The sequence below is a fragment of the Succinivibrio dextrinosolvens DSM 3072 genome (assembly GCF_900167015.1).
Taxonomy (GTDB): domain Bacteria; phylum Pseudomonadota; class Gammaproteobacteria; order Enterobacterales; family Succinivibrionaceae; genus Succinivibrio; species Succinivibrio dextrinosolvens.
Map to the genome: position 1 here is coordinate 82,079 of NZ_FUXX01000002.1, position 18,103 is coordinate 100,181.

The 18,103-nt window shown below is 41.8% G+C and carries 15 protein-coding genes; 6 read left to right on the forward strand and 9 right to left on the reverse strand.

Going from position 1 to position 18,103, the window contains the following annotated elements; translation table 11 throughout:
* Positions 1–2 precede the first annotated feature (2 nt).
* Positions 3–1,373 (reverse strand): CDP-diacylglycerol--serine O-phosphatidyltransferase, encoded by a 1,371-nt coding sequence (pssA, locus tag B5D46_RS01095; RefSeq protein ID WP_078927843.1) that lies wholly within the window; start codon positions 1,371–1,373, stop codon positions 3–5.
* Between the two features lie 9 nt (positions 1,374–1,382).
* Positions 1,383–3,332, reverse strand: coding sequence for an aminopeptidase P family protein (locus B5D46_RS01100; protein WP_159442983.1), 1,950 nt, complete (start codon positions 3,330–3,332; stop codon positions 1,383–1,385).
* A gap of 149 nt (positions 3,333–3,481) precedes the next feature.
* On the opposite strand from B5D46_RS01100, the gene prlC reads away from it, so the two are divergent.
* On the forward strand, positions 3,482–5,542 hold the full coding sequence (gene prlC / locus B5D46_RS01105) for an oligopeptidase A (RefSeq protein ID WP_078927845.1): 2,061 nt from the start codon (positions 3,482–3,484) through the stop codon (positions 5,540–5,542).
* Positions 5,543–5,667: 125 nt separating this feature from the next.
* Here the strand turns inward: prlC and B5D46_RS01110 are convergent, their stop codons facing one another.
* Positions 5,668–6,123 (reverse strand): GNAT family N-acetyltransferase, encoded by a 456-nt coding sequence (locus B5D46_RS01110; protein ID WP_078927846.1) that lies wholly within the window; start codon positions 6,121–6,123, stop codon positions 5,668–5,670.
* 109 nt (positions 6,124–6,232) lie between these two features.
* Positions 6,233–8,239 carry an exoribonuclease II gene (locus B5D46_RS01115; protein WP_159442984.1) on the reverse strand — a complete coding sequence of 669 codons (2,007 nt, stop codon included), beginning with the start codon at positions 8,237–8,239 and terminating at the stop codon, positions 6,233–6,235.
* A gap of 162 nt (positions 8,240–8,401) precedes the next feature.
* On the opposite strand from B5D46_RS01115, the gene B5D46_RS01120 reads away from it, so the two are divergent.
* Positions 8,402–9,346: a UbiA prenyltransferase family protein gene (locus tag B5D46_RS01120; RefSeq protein ID WP_078927848.1), complete on the forward strand. Its 945-nt coding sequence runs from the start codon at positions 8,402–8,404 to the stop codon at positions 9,344–9,346.
* Positions 9,347–9,369: 23 nt separating this feature from the next.
* Positions 9,370–10,308: a 1,4-dihydroxy-2-naphthoate octaprenyltransferase gene (menA, locus tag B5D46_RS01125; protein ID WP_078927849.1), complete on the forward strand. Its 939-nt coding sequence runs from the start codon at positions 9,370–9,372 to the stop codon at positions 10,306–10,308.
* 71 nt (positions 10,309–10,379) lie between these two features.
* Here the strand turns inward: menA and B5D46_RS01130 are convergent, their stop codons facing one another.
* From B5D46_RS01130 to def, 5 genes are read right to left on the reverse strand one after another with little or no spacing between them, the layout of a single operon-like run.
* Entirely contained in the window at positions 10,380–11,834 is a 1,455-nt protein-coding gene (locus B5D46_RS01130) for a TrkH family potassium uptake protein (RefSeq protein ID WP_159442985.1), read from the reverse strand.
* Positions 11,825–13,237 carry a Trk system potassium transporter TrkA gene (gene trkA / locus B5D46_RS01135; RefSeq protein ID WP_078927851.1) on the reverse strand — a complete coding sequence of 471 codons (1,413 nt, stop codon included), beginning with the start codon at positions 13,235–13,237 and terminating at the stop codon, positions 11,825–11,827. The genes B5D46_RS01130 and trkA overlap by 10 nt, the downstream gene beginning before the upstream one ends.
* 6 nt (positions 13,238–13,243) lie before the next feature.
* Positions 13,244–14,614, reverse strand: coding sequence for a 16S rRNA (cytosine(967)-C(5))-methyltransferase RsmB (gene rsmB / locus B5D46_RS01140; protein ID WP_159442986.1), 1,371 nt, complete (start codon positions 14,612–14,614; stop codon positions 13,244–13,246).
* Positions 14,607–15,548: a methionyl-tRNA formyltransferase gene (fmt, locus tag B5D46_RS01145; protein ID WP_031491493.1), complete on the reverse strand. Its 942-nt coding sequence runs from the start codon at positions 15,546–15,548 to the stop codon at positions 14,607–14,609. The genes rsmB and fmt overlap by 8 nt, the downstream gene beginning before the upstream one ends.
* A gap of 9 nt (positions 15,549–15,557) precedes the next feature.
* Positions 15,558–16,091 carry a peptide deformylase gene (def, locus tag B5D46_RS01150; protein ID WP_078927853.1) on the reverse strand — a complete coding sequence of 178 codons (534 nt, stop codon included), beginning with the start codon at positions 16,089–16,091 and terminating at the stop codon, positions 15,558–15,560.
* Positions 16,092–16,368: 277 nt separating this feature from the next.
* Here def and B5D46_RS01155 point away from each other — a divergent pair, with 277 nt between their 5' ends.
* The 3 genes from B5D46_RS01155 to B5D46_RS01165 are packed head-to-tail and all read left to right on the forward strand — an operon-like array spanning position 16,369 to position 18,094.
* Positions 16,369–16,938, forward strand: coding sequence for a DNA topoisomerase family protein (locus B5D46_RS01155; protein ID WP_051639289.1), 570 nt, complete (start codon positions 16,369–16,371; stop codon positions 16,936–16,938).
* A gap of 41 nt (positions 16,939–16,979) precedes the next feature.
* Positions 16,980–17,489 carry a 5-(carboxyamino)imidazole ribonucleotide mutase gene (gene purE, locus B5D46_RS01160; RefSeq protein ID WP_078927854.1) on the forward strand — a complete coding sequence of 170 codons (510 nt, stop codon included), beginning with the start codon at positions 16,980–16,982 and terminating at the stop codon, positions 17,487–17,489.
* Entirely contained in the window at positions 17,489–18,094 is a 606-nt protein-coding gene (locus tag B5D46_RS01165; protein ID WP_078927855.1) for an L-threonylcarbamoyladenylate synthase, read from the forward strand. Before purE ends, B5D46_RS01165 begins: the two co-directional genes overlap by 1 nt.
* The last annotated feature ends 9 nt before the right edge of the window (positions 18,095–18,103 follow it).

Consider the following 18,103-nt stretch of genomic DNA (forward strand, 5'->3'; position numbering starts at 1 on the left):
TCTTATAAAAGCTGTTTAATGAAGATAGATGCTCTCAGGCGTTTAACCTTCTTCAGAATCTTTACTACCTCAGGAGGATAGTTGTCGATTGACTCAATCTCATCCTCTGAACGGATTCTGGTGGTCTGACGCAGCAGATACTGCTGTTCATGGATGAACTTCTCCTGCAGATGATGATTCTGATCGCTGATAATGATTCCATTCTCAAGATCAAGACTCCATGCACGAGGGTTCAGGTTGTTTCCTGTAATCAGAGCATAGTTGTTATCAATAAACATACCCTTTACGTGGTAGGTATTGATACCGTCTTTCCATAGCATAACCTTTAGCAGACCAGAATCAATGAACTTCTTGTTTTTAATGATAAAGTTCTTGAGGTTCTGCTCATAAATGTATGGAATTGCACCAATAGTGCAGAAATTTTCACTGTCACGGATAAAGAAGTCGTTGGCAGTCTTGTCGCCTACAACCAGAGTAATTGAAACATCACGGTTTAATGCGTCCTCTAAAGCCTTGATAATGATCTTTGGAGGATTGAAATAAGGAGTGCAGATAAACATCTTCTCGCGTGCGGCTCCTAAAAGCCACAGGATTGAGCGGTTCAGAAGATTTGCTCTCTTGCCAAGACCAACCAGAGGAGTAACTCCAACGTGGTATTTTGTTACCTTCTCATTCTTGACCATGTACTGTACTGAGCTTAAGTGTTTACGAAGCTCCTTGATTTCTTCTCTCATGTCTTTTGCAGGACGAACCTGTCCCTGAGAGAAATCCTGTACAGCAAAGTTAGGATGGAAAGCGTTGGTTGCAAAGGCACATAAAGTGTTTGCCAGCTCTCTTGAATGAATCTCATGGTAGCGGTCAAGACGGTACTTGCCGTTGTAACCCATGTATACATTGTTGATACTTGCTCCGGTGTAAAGAACAGTATCATCAAATACAAATCCCTTAAGATGCATTACACCGAAAAGCTCGCGGCGCTTGACAGGAACACCATAGATTGCAGGTGGTGTCTCAGTCTTTTTTGCCATGTCATAGTAAAGCTGTGAGTTTCCAAGTGATGCTCCTTCACCGATACGGCCACGCTGAGCGCGATGGAAATCCACATATACTCTCACATATAGTTTTGGATTCTTTTCCTTTGCTTCATAAAGAGCGTTAAGGATTTCTCGTCCGATCTCATCATTTTCAAGATACAGGGCGGTGATAAGAATTCGTTCTTTGGCTGAAGCTATCAGCTCTAGTATTCTTGTGTAGCAGTGATGAGGAGTTTCAAGAATATTGTAATCCGATATTCCTACAGGAATAGTTGGAAGCTGCTGAAGTCTTGTCTGACAATATAATGAATTTGGAAGACTTTTTTTCCAAAAAGGCATATCTTGCTCCTAAATTGCAGCGGTGGCTTTTGTCAGCCATACGATTTCATCATCACTTAGTGATGTTGCTGCATTTGTAATTACATTATTTACATTCTGATGATAATTGTTCAGCCAGTCTATCTCTTTTTGAGATAAAAGGTCTCTGATGATAAATCTAGTATCAAAAGGTACCAGTGTCAAAGGAGTAAAGCATAGCATATGTTTCATGCCTGGCTGTGTACAAGGCATAACTACCATCAGGTTTTCAAGACGGATACCGAATTCTCCTTCCTTATAGAATCCAGGCTCGTTTGAAATAACCATTCCAGGTTCAAGGGCAATCATGGAACGTTTTGATGAAATACACTGAGGTCCCTCATGTACTGACAGAACGTGACCTACACCATGGCCTGTACCGTGAGCAAAATCCTCACCGTAGTCCCACAGCGGACGTCTTGCAATCGCATCAATCTGAAGGCCGGTTGTACCTTTAGGGAATATCAGTGTTGCAAGAGAAATATGAGACTTCAATACCAGGGTATACATCTTTCTCAGTTCATTCGAAAGATGAGGGCCGACCAGAACGGTTCTTGTTATATCAGTTGTACCGTCCTTGTAGTGAGCTCCACTGTCGATGAGATATACGCTGTCATGTCCCATTGCTCTAGGTTTGTCAGCATTCTCATGATTATAGTGGCACATTGCCGCATTTGGACCTAGTGCGGAAATAGTTGCAAAGGAAGGCTCAATGTAGCCTGCCTCAACCTTTCTGAACATTTCTGCTCTGGCGGCAAGGTCTGCTTCTGTTGTTTCCTCAACACGTCTGATAAAGCTCTCGTCGTTCTCAAGAGTTTCAATCCTGGTGAGGTTATCAAGCCAGCATAGGAAACGGCACATCGCAATACCGTCTTTAATGTGAGCCTTATACTCACCGGCAACCTCGATGTGATTTTTGATTGATTTTGGTTTCTGACAGAGTCCAAGACCCTCAATCAGCTTTGCGCCTCCGTTAATCAGGCTAAGCATGATGTGGGCATTGGTTGAGTCAGGATCAACATAAACCTTGCAGTTTGATGAGCACAGTCTGTTCAGCACATCATCAAAGGCGTTTTCAGGGAAGATATCAATATGTCCGATATGCTCATGAAGTTTTTCATGAATATCTTCACCGCTTTCCTTGTCAATGAAGTGCTCCGGATTTATGTACCACTCAACTGCCTCGTTTGAATAGGCTACAACACGGCTGTTGATAACCGGAAGGTATTTTCTGTCATTACCGCGGATATTCAAAAGCCAGCAGATACTTTCCGGATCAGTGATTACAGTTGCGTCCAGATCAAGGTCACGCAGGGTTTCTGCAAGCTTCTTACGCTTCTGTGTACTTGGACTGCCGTTGTATTCGTCGTTGAATATTCTGATAGGGGAGACAATCTCTTCAGGGCGGTCATCCCAGATTCTGTCCACAAGATTTCCCTGTGTCTGAACAAGGTTAATGTTCAGAGCCTGAAGATCTTTTTCTATATTCTTGTATTCCTTGTAACTGATACAGTTTGCATCGATACCTACAGTAGCATTTTTCTGCAGAATTGAGCAAAGCCAGTTGCTTGGGCTTACCTTTGAAAAGTCGAAATCCTGATAAAGCTTTGAGTCGATCTGATCTTTTACCTGAACGACATAACGACCGTCTACAAAAACGGCACAGCTTCTCTCTGCAACTGTGGTTTCATCGCCACGGTTGTTGCTAAGCTCGATACCGCGGGTTTCAAGCTGAGGATTAAAGTTACGGGCAATAACCACATAACCGGCACTTCCTGAAAATCCGCTGATATATTTGATTCGTTCTTTATCTTCATTTAACTCATATGACAGAAACTCGTCATCATGAGAAATAATCAGAGCATCAAGCTCTGCCTGAGCCATTGCATCTTTCAGTACACTGACTCTCTGTGAAAAGATAGTTTTATTTAGGTCAGACATATGGAAATTTGTCTCTGTTGTCCACATATATACATTATGTATATATATTGTTGTATATTTAGATGATCTTAACACATAGCAAAATAGGTATCAAAAACTAACATAGACTTTGATTGTAAGATCGGTTTAGTCTTAAGCAGGAAAAACATATGAATGAACAAGTTAACAAGAATCCGCTTCTAGATTACAGTGGATTACCATTATTTTCAGCAGTAAAGCCAGAACATGTTAAGCCTGCTGTAGAGAACGCTATTGAGAAATGCAGAAATATCATTATTGAGGTTAGTGAGAAATACAAGGAAGATCCTAGCTGGGATAATTCCATTGCACCTGTCGAAGAAGCTGATGACAGACTGTCAAAGGTATGGGGTGTCGTTTCTCATCTGAATTCTGTAAACAATACTGATGAGCTAAGAGCCGCTCATGATGAATGTCTGCCAATGCTTGCCGAGTTCAGTTCATGGGCTGGTCAGTACAAGCCTTATTTTGAGATTTTAAAGAAAATTGAGGCATCAGATGCTTTCGGCAGACTGTCTATTCCTCAGCAGAAAGCCATCAAGAACTCAATCCGTGACTTCAAGCTGTCAGGTATCGACCTGCCTGAAGAGGCTCAGGCTGAATACACCAAGGTTGTATCAAGACTGTCTGAGCTGCAGTCAAAGTTTTCAAACAATGTTTTAGATGCAACTCATGGCTATACCCTTCATATTACAGATAAGGAAAGATTAAAGGGACTTCCTGAGAGCTCTCTGAATCTTGCCAGGTCTGAGGCTGCCCAGAGAAAGCTGGACGGTTATGTATTCACTCTGGAGATGCCATCCTATCTTCCATTTATGACCTACTGTGAGGACAGAGAATTAAGACGTGAGATGTATGTTGCCTACGGTACCAGATCATCAGATGTCGGTCCTAATGCAGGCAAATGGGATAATGCTCCTTTAATGGAGGAGATCCTAAAGCTGCGTGACAGAGAAGCCAAGCTTTTAGGTTTCAAGACTTTTGCTCATCTGTCTCTTGCAACCAAGATGGCTGATAAGCCTGAAACTGTAATCTCTTTCTTAGAGGATCTTGCAAAAAAATCCTACAAGCAGGGTAAGGCTGAGGTGAAGGCTCTTGAGGATTTTGCCAAGGAGCAGGGCCTTGATAAGCTTGAGCCTTGGGATATTTCCTTCTATTCTGAGAAACTTCGTCAGAAGAAGTATTCATATTCTGAGGAAGAGCTTCGTCCATATTTCCCTGAGGACAAGGTTATTGCCGGCATGTTCGAGTGTGCACACCGTCTTTACGGTATCACCTTAAAGCAGCGCTACGGTGTAGATGTATGGAATGAGAACGTAAAGTGCTTTGATGTTTATGAGGACAAGTTCGGCTCAATCATCGGTACTCTGTTTATGGATCTGTATGCCCGTCCAGGAAAGAACGGCGGTGCATGGATGGATGAATGTCTGACCAGACGTTACCGTTCTGACGGTGTTCTTCAGCTTCCAGTAACCTATCTTGTATGTAATTTCAGCCGTCCTGTAGGAAGAAAGGTTTCTCTTCTGACTCACGATGAGGTTGTAACCATGTTCCACGAGTTTGGTCACAGCCTGAACCATCTTTTAACCAAGATTGACATTGCTGATGTATCTGGTATCAACGGTGTACCTTGGGATGCGGTTGAGCTTCCAAGTCAGTTCAATGAGAACTTTGCATGGCAGGAAGAGGTCTTAAACTTCCTATCATCAAATGTTACCACTCATGAGCCTCTTCCAAAGGAGAAGCTTAAGGCTCTGTTGGATGCCAAGAACTTTGAGTCTGCAATGGCTATGCTGCGTCAGATTGAGTTTGCTCTGTTTGACTTCAGAATCCATCTTGAGTACGACGAGAAGAAAGGTGGCAGAATCTTTGAGATCCTGAACGATGTTAAGTCAAAGGTTGCTGTTACCCCTCAGTTTAAGGACAGTCGTTTCCCTAATAACTTTACTCACATCTTCTCAGGCGGCTATTCAGCCGGCTATTACAGCTACAAGTGGGCTGAGGTTCTAGCTGCAGATGCTTTCTCCAAGTTCGAGGAGGATGGTATCTTCAACAAGAATACCGGTAGAGATTTCCAGGAGCTGATTCTTGCATCAGGCGGAGCCTATGATCCACTAAAGAACTTTGAAGAGTTCAGAGGCAGAAAACCTGAGGTTGATGCTCTTCTAAAGCAGAGCGGAATCTCCTTCTAAAAACAAAAATCCACTTAAGATTGTTTCTTAAGTGGAATATCGACTCTTGAATCAAAGATAACAAAACCATGTCGCAGGAAAATAATCCTGCGATTTTTTTCTATCAGGTTCTTCTGGAAAAAACTCTATAGGTCTTTAATCATATAGAAGGTGTTAGGCTTTGGCTTAACGTCTTCACCTTCATAGACTTCAAATCCATGTTTCTTATACAGATTTACAGCTGCAGTAACACTTAGAGGTGTATTCACAATCACCTCGGTGAAACCTGAATCCTTTGCTTTTTTCAGGAGTTCTCCCAAAAGCAGATCACCTAAATGCTGACCGCGTGCTTCACGTCTAACATACAGTCTTTTGACCTCACATCTTTCATCGCTGACTTTTTTGAATGCTGCCATTCCCTGAAATTCGTCTTCATCAACAGCTACGATCAGATCTCCGAAAGGAGGAAGGTATTTTTTCTCGACATTATCAAGTTCGTTTTCAAAATGCTGGAATGCGGCATCCTGATTAAGATTCAGGGCCGAGTCTTCGATCATTTTTTTTACCTGAGGCAAGTAACTCTTACCGTCTATAATTTCCATAAATACTCCTGTATGTTTTTGTTATCTATCATTTTCTATTTTAAATTCAAATAAAAAAAAAGCTTCAAATTATTGAAGCTTCTTTTTAAAAATGCGATTTTAAACGGTTTTATTTGCGTTTTGGCGCAACCTTAGCTTTTTTAGGCGCATAAGGATCAGGAAGCATCAATCCTCCGATGCTCTCGCAAGGCGCTGCAATAATTGATCTGGTCTTCTTGTTGATTTCAACAACCTTCAGATTGATCTTGTCTCCAAGTCTATAAACCAGATCCTGTTTAACATAGATTTCACCAGTGTCTCCCTGAAGAGTAAGAGAATCCTTATCCTCTGTCATCATGGAGAATGGAACGAATACCATGGCTCCGTTAGCCTCAAGAATAGCCTTGAATCCACCTCTTGAAACCTCGAAGATTACAGCTTCAAATTTTGTCTTCTTTTCAATGTCTGGCTCAAGGAACTCAACGTATAACCAGTCTTTAACATCTCTTTCTGCCATACGGTTTGTTCTTCTGGCTTCATTCATGATCTTAAGCAGGTTCTCATCCGGCATGGTGATCTGCTCTTTGTGCTCAATCATGGATTTCAGAAGACGGTGGTTTACCATATCGCCGTATTTTCTGATTGGAGATGTCCAGGTTGCATAGTTGTACACACCCAGTGCGTAGTGAGGGCCTGGTTTAATTGAAATCTCTGAGAATTCCTGCAGCTTTCTGATTCTGCTGTCAAGATAGTCATTGTTGTGTTCAATGGCGAATCTTCTGATGGCATTGTATTCTTCAAGCTCACCTAACTTCTCTTCATTGAAAGGACAATGTTCCTTGTTTAAAAGTTCAATCAGATCCTTTTTCTTCTGAAGATCAAAGCCCTTATGCAGGTTAAAGATACCGCTGTTTAGTTTTTCAGCAAGGAAACTGCCTGCTGCGATATTGGCAATGATCATTGATTCTTCAACAATACGGTTGGCAATACGGCGGAAGTTAACCTCGATATGATCAAGTGAACCGTCCTCTTTTAGAACGAAATCATAATCAGGCTTGTTCTTGAATGTTGCGGCATGAGTAGCACGATACTTATCGCGACACTCGGTAAATCTGATAAGAGTCTCAAGGACAGTCTTGATTTCTTCGGTTGGAACGAAATCGGCGCCCTCAACCTTCTCAAAGTAGTCAGATACCTTGTTGTATGCAAGTTTTCCGTGAGACATGATGTTTGCAAGCTTGAACTCTGTCTTGTCTGCAAGCAGAGTACCGTCCTTGGCAACAGTCATGATTCCAACCAGTGCAGGTCTTAATTCATTCTCTCTTAATGAGCATAGATTCTGAGAAAGAATTCTTGGCAGCATTGGAATATCTCTACCTGGAAGGTAGATTGAGAATGCTCTGTGTGAGGCGCTTTCATTCTCAGGTGTATTCTGCTCGATATATCCGGTTGGATCTGCAATAGCTACATACAGCTTGTAGTTATCATCGTTCTCTTCAATATATAAAGCATCATCCATATCCTCGGTGTGCTCTGAGTCGATGGTAACGAATGGAATAGAGGTCATATCCTCACGAGGAAGATCCTTCTCTTTGAACTCAAATTCTGAATCCTCAGGTTCCTGAGTTGGAAGATCGTATTTTCTTAAGCTTACAAGCCAAGGAGTCTTTGGATCATCCTTTTTGCAGATAAGTTCATCAAGAGTTGCTCTGAATTCCTTTTTCTGCAGAGCATGTGATTTAAGGTTACAGATAACCCAGTCCCCATTGTTCAGCTTTACTGACTGGTCCTTGCGTCTGTCATCTGCAGCAATCCTGATATTGATGCTAGGATGATCAGGAATGATGAACAGTTTTCCTGAAACAAAAAGAACCTTTGCAACAAATCTTGTCAGATAGGCTTCAACAAGTTTCTCTGGAACAGCCTTGGTCTTGTCGCCGTCTTTTTCAATAATGGCTACAACCTTATCGCCGTTGACAACATTCTTCATGTCATTAGGGGCAATAAAGAAAGAATCTCTGTCTACCTCAAGAAAACCGAATGCGCGATCGGTGGTCTTTACGTAGCCTTCTTTTCTTACCTTCTCTTTCTCAAAGGTGTTTTTCAGCTGCTTTAATGCTGGATCGTCAAATAACATTATTAATATGCTCTCCGAAAAAATATCAGCGTGAATTATACATGCATAGCGCATTCTTTTCACAAAATTTAAAAAAAACACAAAAAGTAATTTAAAATAGAAGGAAAGACCCTAGAAAAATCAAATAATAATCATTTTTTAAGAAAAAGAATTAATAGTACGATGCTTAATGATCAGATAAACTCACAAATCCGTTTTAATTCGTATGCTTTTGCACTGACAAACTGTATTCTTGGATGTGCACTGGGATTTTTCTATGGCCATGTCACCTTTGCTACTCTGATTACTGCTGTTTCAATTTCCATAACAGGTGTAAGTGTCCTTGCTCTGTGCAACTTTTCTATTGATTATTCAAGAGCTTATAAGAACCATTTAAGAGATAAGAAAGCAGGTATTATCTCTCCTATTATGGTTGGTGATATACCTGTTACACAGCTTAGAAAACGCATGGCTATGATGACCCTGATTGCTGCTGTATTTGGCGCGATTGCCATCTATTTAGCTCTTGGCTCAAACATTCAGGTTCTGTCTTGGTTTATCTTTCTGTGCGTAATGTGTGTGCTTGCGACTCTGTTTTACAATGTTTCCGCTCTGTACCTGTACAGAGGTATAGGCGCAATTGCGATTTTTCTGGTGTTTGGAATGGCATCTGTTGTTTGCGCACAGTTTCTGATTGTTGCCGCAAGTCATTCCACTATCGATATATATCCTGATACCATTCTTCTTGCCTTCTCATCAGGAGCTTCATCTTTAATGATCCTGTACGGCCGCTCCATAAGAATGATGGTTTCGGATGAACCTCATGTAGCCAGCAAGTCTTTTGTGCTTTCTTTTGGTTACAAGATTACTTCCATCTACCTGTTAGGACTTCTAGTTGCTAACATTTTCTTCTCAGTACTTGCATGTGTATCCTCACACAGACCTATTGAGGCTCTGATGCTGCTGGCTGGCTTTATTCCTATGTCATATCAGGTCTACACCATTATCAGACATATGAAAATGTCGGTCATTCTTAAGCAGAGTTTTAACAATCTTATGTTCTTCTGCTGTATAAATAATCTTGTATGGGTTATCATCCTTGCTGTAGATTATTGGATATATAACTGATTCTTGTTAAATTTGAGTATCTTATGATGTCAGACTGGATTACTGAATTACGTATCAAATCTCTTTTATTGTCTTTAACAAACTGTTCTGTCGGCTGTGCCTTAGGCTGCTACTACGGCGTAGTCTCTCTTTACACCATAATTGCATCTGTACTTATTGTTACAACCGGTGTTCTGCTTCAGATTCTAAGTAATTTCGCAGATGACTATGGTGATGCCCTCAAGGAGGCAGATGGACCTAACCGATTAGGTCCAATCCGTGCTGTAATGATTGGCTCCATCTCGCTTACACAGCTGAGAAAAGCCATGGGAACTGTAACTGTTGCAGCAACAATCTGCGGTATTCTTGCAATCTACATGTGTCTTGGAAGCAATCTTCAGGCCCTGGCCTGGTTTGCCTTCCTTGGTGTGTTTGCAATTCTGGCAGCGATTTTCTATACCATTGGTTTTGCCTATGGCTATAAGGGCTTTGGTGATATTGCCGTATTTATCTTTTTCGGCCTTGCCGCAGTAATAGGTTCTCAGCTTCTGGTTCTTGGCGCAAGCGGTCAGCCAGTGGACATATTCCCAGACTCTATATATCTTGCTTGTGCTATCGGTATTCACTCCGTAATGATTCTGCATGTGTCTGCTATGCGAGATATCGATGAGGACCGTCTAAACGGTAAGAAGACTGTTGCTGCAAGACTTGGTCACAGACTTTCCGGTATCTATCTTGTAACCATGTTTGTGGTATCAGCATTGCTATCATTAGGCGCTTGTCTGACTTCCCACAAGCTTTGGGAGTGTTCAATCCTGGTTATTGCGCTTATACCTCTTTTAGCTTCAACCTACAGAGCCTTTATTCACTGTGAAGATGGCTCAAAGGTAGCAAAGGAGCGTAAATTCAGTCTTATCGGCTGCGCTATTCACAATATTGCATGGATCATTATTCTGATTGTTGATTTCTGGGTTTACTACTAGAAATCCGAAGAACATAACACTAGAAACAGCACTGAACGTTTTGTATTTAACAAACAGTGCTGTTTTTTTTATTACTGCTTATAGAAGATTCTTGTAAAGCACAGCAGTACCGGCAGAATCTCAAGACGTCCTAGAATCATGTCACAGCTGAAAAGCAGACATAATGAATCTGAAATCTGACTGAAGTTTGTTGATGGGTTCAGAGTTGTACCCATTGCAGGTCCAATGTTTGAAAGACATGATATGGTTGCTGTTACTGAGTCACCAAGGTCAAGACCTAAAATTGAGGCGATAACTGAAGATACTGCCAGAAAGGCGATGTATGACACCATATAGGTAATAACTGCAGATAAGGTACCAGGATCGATTACCTTGCCCTTAAATCTTGGCTCACTGACAATATGTGGATGGATCAGTTTTAACAGCTGTGTCTTGTACATTGAATAGCAGATCTGCAGACGGAAGGTCTTGATACCGCCTGATGTTGAACCTGAACAGCCGCCGATGGCCAGAATAAAGAGGAATGCCATGGAAGCAAAGTGATTCCATAAAGTGAAGTCCTCAAGTGCGAAGCCTGTTGTTGAGGTAATAGCTACCACGTTAAACAATGATATTCTAAATGCTTTCTCAATACTGTAATCATTCTTGAATATCAATGAGATAGCAACACTTGTTGCAATAATCAGATTGATAAGCAGAAAACCTCTGACCTGCTGATCTTTGAAGAACTGCAGATAGTTTCCTGCAAGCGATGACAGAATCAGCATGAATGGACAGCTTGATATGAACATGAAGATGATGGCTGTGTACTGAATGAAAGGTGAAGTTCCGTTCATTGACATATCAGTTGGAGTCATACCTCCGGTAGCCACTGTACTCATGGCTGTGGTTACAGCTCTGAACAGATCGAATCCGCCAACCACATACAGGAAGGTACACAGACCTAAAATAGCAATGTACCAGATGATAAGTGACAGAGCCATAATCTTGATATGGGGAGTATATTTTGCTGAATCATCAAAAGAGCTTGATTCTGTACGGAAAATACTCATACCACCCATTGCTGAGATTGGAAGAATAATAACCGCCAAAGCCACGAATCCTACGCCTCCTACATACTGCAGAATAGCTCTCCATAAAAGAATGGCATTTGGTCTTGAATCAAGATGGGTGATTACTGTTGAGCCTGTTGTTGACAGGGCAGAACAGGATTCAAAAATTGCTTTGTAGACGTTGATATCAGGAAGATCAAAGTAAAAAGGAATCGCAGAGATTAAGGACACAATAACCCATAGAGAGGTTGTGAATAGGAACAGCACTCGAAGCGAAGGATACTGTCCTGCCTTTTTACCGATCAGATAGAAAATAAAACTGATAAAAATACTGAGACCGCCTGTGAAGTAAAAGGCTGTTCCTCCTCTTGCCTCATTGATATGTGCATATATCGCCGGAATGAATGTAACCAGTCCGAAGACGAATAATGCCGGGGTAAGTAGCTTTGCTACCAGTCTGAAATCTACAACCACGATGGAATCCAGAATGAATCAGGTCTGAACATTTTAACCAGTTTACGCATCTGAGTATGATCGTCCAGGAATGCAATCAGATGATCCTTAGGCTCAAAAACAAAGGAATCATCAATACGTACAAACTTTCTTTCTCTCTTAACAAGACCAAGAGTAACACCCTTTGGCAGATTTAAATCGGAAAACTTCTTGCCGATAATCTTTGAGCTTGACTTTGAGCCCTCAAGAATAAACTCTATGGCCTCTGCCTTTCCCTGTCTGAAAAGACTTACCGATTCCACACCTTCCTGTCTGATTGAGGTAAGCATAGCGGAAATAATTGATTCCTTTGGAAGAATTACGGTTCCGATTTCGCTTCGCTCATTGTCAGATAGCTGCAGGTAGCCTTCGGATTTGATAATAGCTGCTGTTTCAACGTTATGCATTCTGCGCATAATCAGTGATGACATGATATTGGTTTCATCAGAAGGGGTAGCTGAAATATACAGATCAGTCTTGTCCAGATTCTCCTCAAGGATGAAATCCATATCAGTAGGATCAGCATTGAAAACCTGAACTGATGAACTGTGAAGATTGATTGCGGTTCGTTTCGCTCTCTGAGGATCAGCTTCGATAAGTTTAATACGATAGTTCTCTGACAGTGTTCTTGCCATGTAGTCAGCAATATGGGTACCGCCAGCGATGGTGATGTATCTCTTTGAAACCGGCAGAGCTCTGAATGCTCTTAAATGATGTTTGATGTTCTCTTTGATACAGCAGTAGAACACCTCATCTCCCTCGACGAAAACCTCGTTTTCCATCTTGGTAAGGTATTTTTCTCTGCCGTTCTCATCTTTTCTGTAGATAGCTAGAACTACAGCATCGGCAGCATCGAATTTGTTGAAATCAGCTACAAGCTTGCCGCATAGTTTACCTTCAGCAGTAACCTTGGTACTTACAACTACCAGAGATCCGTTACAGAATGCCCCATAGGCGTTGATTCCAGGAAAATCAACCTTGGCTTTGATAATCTTTGTGACCTCATCCTCGGTAGCGATAATGTGATCAATTGGAATACCGTCCTTACCAAAAAGATTATTTCTCTCTTCAAGGTAGTCATGAGCGCGCAGTCGGGCGATGGTTCTGGTGGTTTTAAACAGGAAATGCGCAACAGAACAGGCAGTGATATTGGTTTCATCGTCTGAGGTTGTTGCCACCAGAAGCTCGGTATTCTTGGCTCCTGCCTTACGCAGTGTTTCAGGTGATGCAGGATTGCCTACAACAACACGAAGATCAATTCGGTTGGCAATCTCAGCCAGCTTCTCAGAAGCTGTGTCAGCAATGGTCACAGCATGGCCAGCGTCAACAAGGTACTTTGCAAGCTCTAAACTTACATCACCGGAACCTAATATAATGATCTTCATAAAAAACTATTCTTTTATAAATCTTGCGTAAAAGAATCCGTCAGCGTTTAATTCACCCGGAAGTCTCTGATATGTTTCAACTTCATTTCCATTCATTATAAATGGAAGAAGTCTTGCATCAGTATGGCGGGTTAAAAAACTTCTAACTTGCTCAATATTTTCTCTTTTCAGAATTGAGCAGGTGGTATATACAAGAATGCCACCTTTTTTCAGTTTGGCAAAGGCATTGTCCAGAATTTTTGCCTGTGTTTCAACAAGCTTCTCAATATCTTTCTGTCTGCGAAGCCACTTAATGTCAGGATGTCTTCTGATTACACCTGTTCCTGAGCATGGTGCGTCCACAAGAATACGGTCAAATTCGCCTTCCAGTGAAGATAGAGACTCGGATGCGTCAATCTGTCTTAGCTCTGGATTGCGGTTAAGTCTTGATAGTCCGCGCTTGGTTTCCTCAAGTCTCTTTTCATCAATATCGCAGGAAATAAGTTCAATATCCTTTGCCAAATCAAGAATATGAGCTGATTTTCCGCCTGGGGCAGCACAGGTATCCAGTACTCTCATGCCGTCTTTGAGAGCTAAAAGAGGGGCTGCCATCTGGGCAGATACGTCCTGAACCGCTACATAGCCCTGCTCAAAATAAGGCAGTCTTGAAACGTGCTCAGGTTCATCAAGAAGTACTGCTGAAGGGCACTGTTCAACTGCAGTGGCTCCAATCTCTTTTTTCTCAAGGCACTTTAAGTAGTCTTCTGTTGAGATTTTTGAGTTCTCTACACGCAGATACATTGGAGGATGAACATTTGAGTTCTTCATGATCTCTATAACTTCATCTGCAGTGTATGTCTGTGACAGCTCATCAAACAGCCATTTAGGGAATGAATGTTCGACACATGGATCTGCACTGTGAATTAAATGAGCTCCCTCACGCAGGAATCTTCTTAAAACAGCGTTAACTACACCTGTGAATTTTCTGCATTTGATTAAATCACATGCGCCAACAGTTGCTGCAACAACAGCGTGAGCTGGTGAACGGGTAAAGATAATCTGGTATAGGGCGCAGATTATAAGTGTTCTTACCTGATTGAATCTCTGGTTGATTCCTCTGTCTAAAAGCTCTGATGCTGTAGTGGACAGAAGTCTCTTATGACGCAGTGTTCCGTATACGATTTCCTGTACAAAGGCTCTGTCTCTATCATCGAGATCCTTTGTATACATAGGTAAAGCTGTACTTAAAGAGTTACCTTCCTCGACGGCATTAACACATAGTGCTGCTGCGGCTCTTGACTGAGAACCTGATGCAATAACCGGCTTAGAAAAAGAAGGCTTACGTTTTGTATTTGAAGGACGTGACTTGTATGGTCCTTTTCTTTGAATATCAGACAAATCTATTTCCTATACTAAAAACATCTTTCTTTGATCTTGCAATATCAGCTGCCTTAACAGGGCCCTTTCCTGGAGCCTGAATAGTTATGAGTTTAATCTGGCCATGGGCGCAGGCAACATTGATACCCTCTTTATCCACGCTGACAATACTGCCTGGTTCAAGGTTGCAATCTTCATTGATAACAGCTGTATCAAAAAGTTTGTATTTGACGTCATTTAAGGTTGAGGTAGCAACAGGCCATGGGTTTAAGCCTCTGATAAGACGGCTTACTGCCTTTGCATCCTGATTAAAGTTAACAGCAGATTCCTCTTTTGAAATCTTTGCTGCATAGGTAACCTTGGACTCATCCTGAGGTGTAGCAACAGCTGTTCCGTCAAGAACTGATGGCAGTATATCAATCAGTGTTGATGCTCCAAGAGCGGCAAGGCGATCGAACAGTGTACCTGAGGTATCCTCGTCAGTGATTTTTGTTGTAGCAATCTTAAATACGTCACCAGCATCAAGCTTAAGACCGATCTTCATGATTGATACACCAGTCTCCTCCTCTCCGTCAAGAAGGGCTCTCTGAATTGGAGCTGCACCTCTGTATTTAGGAAGAATTGAGCCGTGAACATTGATACATCCCAGCTTTGGCGCATCAAGAATTCTCTGTGGAAGAATAATTCCATAGGCTACAACGATGCACAGGTCTGCATTTAATGATTCAAACTGTCTGATGTCATCCTCATTTTTGAAGTTGACAGGAGTATAGACATCAAGTCCAGCCTCAAGTGCAACCTTCTTTACATCGGATGGACATAGTTTGTGACCGCGACCTGCAGGACGGTCTGGCTGTGTGTATACAGCTACCGGTCTGATTCCAGCCTTCAGCAGCTCCTGAAGATGGATTGCTGCGAAGTCAGGAGTACCTGCAAAAATAATTCTTTTATCCATATTCTTTATTTACTCTGCAGCAGCTCTTTGTTCTTTCTTGATTTTTTCAAACTTCTTTTTCAGACGATCTCTTTTCAGTCTTGATAGCTTATCAATGAAAAGCTTTCCTTCGAGATGATCAATTTCGTGCTGCAGACAGATTGCGAACAGACCGTCTACGTTGTCAAAAACGCAGTGGTTGCCCTGAAGATCCTGATACTCAACGGTAGCTCTCTCAAATCTTTCAACTGTATCCTGATAGCCAGGAACACTCAGACAACCTTCCTGAGATTCTACCTTTTCACCCTCAAGCTTCTTGATTACAGGGTTGATGATAACCAGCTTGTTGTTTCCCTGTGAACCGTCCTCCTCAGGGATATCAATAACTACAATTCGTTTGTTTACACCGATCTGAGGACCTGCAAGACCGATACCCTCAAACTCGTACATGGTATCGAACATGTCATCGGTAAGAGTCTTAAGCTCATCGTTGAATTCTGTAACCTCTGTGCAAGGTTTTCTTAATGTATCATCTGGATAAGTAATTACTTCGCGAATAGCCATTGTCATTCCTTTAAATAGACAAATACTCCGTATAACAAAAGGAGTAATCCAAACTTAAAAATTCTCTTTTCGTAAACAAAACAATATAGTTAGAGAAAATAATCGCGCTAATTTTACCATTGAATCGTATATTTTGCGCGTTTTCAGAGATTCTCCTGAAAAAAGAATTCGCTATCATGAAAAAATGCTGATATATGTGATAGTTATTTAAGCTCTTCGGGCCATAAATATAACTATTTGCAGCGAAAGATAATTCTGCTGTATTTAAAGTAGTAAAATGTCCGCCATGAAAGATTATTCTCAGTACGAGCATTTAAAGGAGGGAGATGCCTGTCCTTTATGCGGTCAGACTCTGGTTTTAAGACATTCCAATCACGGTGATTTTCTAGGCTGCTCAGATTATCCGTCCTGTTCATTCTTAAAGCCTGTAGCTGTATCGCATTCTGTTATTACTCTAGGTGAGGTTGGAGCCCCCTGTCCATCCTGCGGTGAACCGCTTTTGGTCAAGAAAGGCCGTTTCGGTATTTTCATTGGCTGCTCAAATTATCCTGAGTGTAACTATGTACATAATCCTCAGGAAAGCATAAAGATTCAATGTCCGGTCTGTAAGAAGAGCGAACTGCATCAGAGAACACTGCGTTCCGGACGTGTTTTCTATGCCTGCGGTAATTTCCCTGACTGCAAGTTTTCAACACCTGGCAAGCCAGTGGAAAGAGTATGTGAGTACTGTTCCTTTCCTCTGATGTTTGAAAAGAAGTTTAAAAGAGGTATAGGTCTCGTCTGTGCAAATGCTCTATGTGAGAGCAGAAAGAAACGTAAGCATATAATCGTTCGTCCTAACTCTTAAGCGTGATACAATTCACAGAGTTTTTTTAGGAGATTTCACTGATGTCTAACGCTTTTGTATCAATTATTATGGGCTCTGACTCTGATTTACCTTTACTTGAGAATACCATGGCAATTCTAAAGGGCTTTGGTATCCGCTATGAGGCAAGAGTTGCATCAGCTCACCGTACCCCAGATGTTGTATCTTCATACGTTGCAGATGCAGAGAAGAGAGGCTGTGCAGTATTTATCGGTGCAGCAGGTCTTGCTGCTCATCTTGCAGGTGCAATTGCTGCCAGAACTACCAGACCTGTAATTGGTATTCCTTGTGATGGCGGTCCTCTAAGTGGAATCGATGCTCTTTACTCAACTGTTCAGATGCCAGGCGGAATCCCTGTAGCAACAGTTGCAGTAGGAAAGGCTGGTGCCAAGAATGCAGCTTATCTTGCTGCTCAGATTATTGCTTTAACCGATCCTGAGATTGATGCCAAGGTTAAGGCTGATAGAAAGGCAGCTAGCGAAGAAGTCATGAAGAAAGATCAGAAACTTCAGGAAAAACTTGTAAATCTGTAATGTCTACTATATTTACTGACAGTATTGAACAGGCAGCTTCAGTTATTGCTGATGGTGGTGTAATCGTCTGCCCTTCCGAAGGTGTATACGGGATAAGCTGCTCTGTTCTGAATGAGGCGGCAGTTAAAAGAATTATTGCCATAAAACATAGAAGTTCAACAAAGGGACTGATCATTGTTGACAGTTCTCTTGAATACCTCAGGGAATATCTTGATACTTCAAGAGTAGATGCCAAGGCTATGGCTATTATGGATGGAATGTGGCCTGGTCCTCATACTTTTGTTGTGCCTGTGATCGACGAATTTAGAAATGCAGCTGTAAGGGACGATCACACTGCAGGTGTAAGAATTTCAGCCTTCAGACCGTTTGCTGAGATCTGTCTGCAGGCAAAGACTCCTATTGTCTCGACAAGTGCCAATATCTCCGGAGAAGATCCAACAACTGATATTGATTCGCTTGATCCCCGTATAACAGACAATGTTGATCTGGTACTGACTCTTCCTTGCGGAGGTCTGTCAGCTTCAACTTCAATCTACAATACATTGACCCACACCCTTATAAGACCGGGCCCTATGTGGGAAGAAAAACTAGCAAAGATAAAATAATCTTACAAA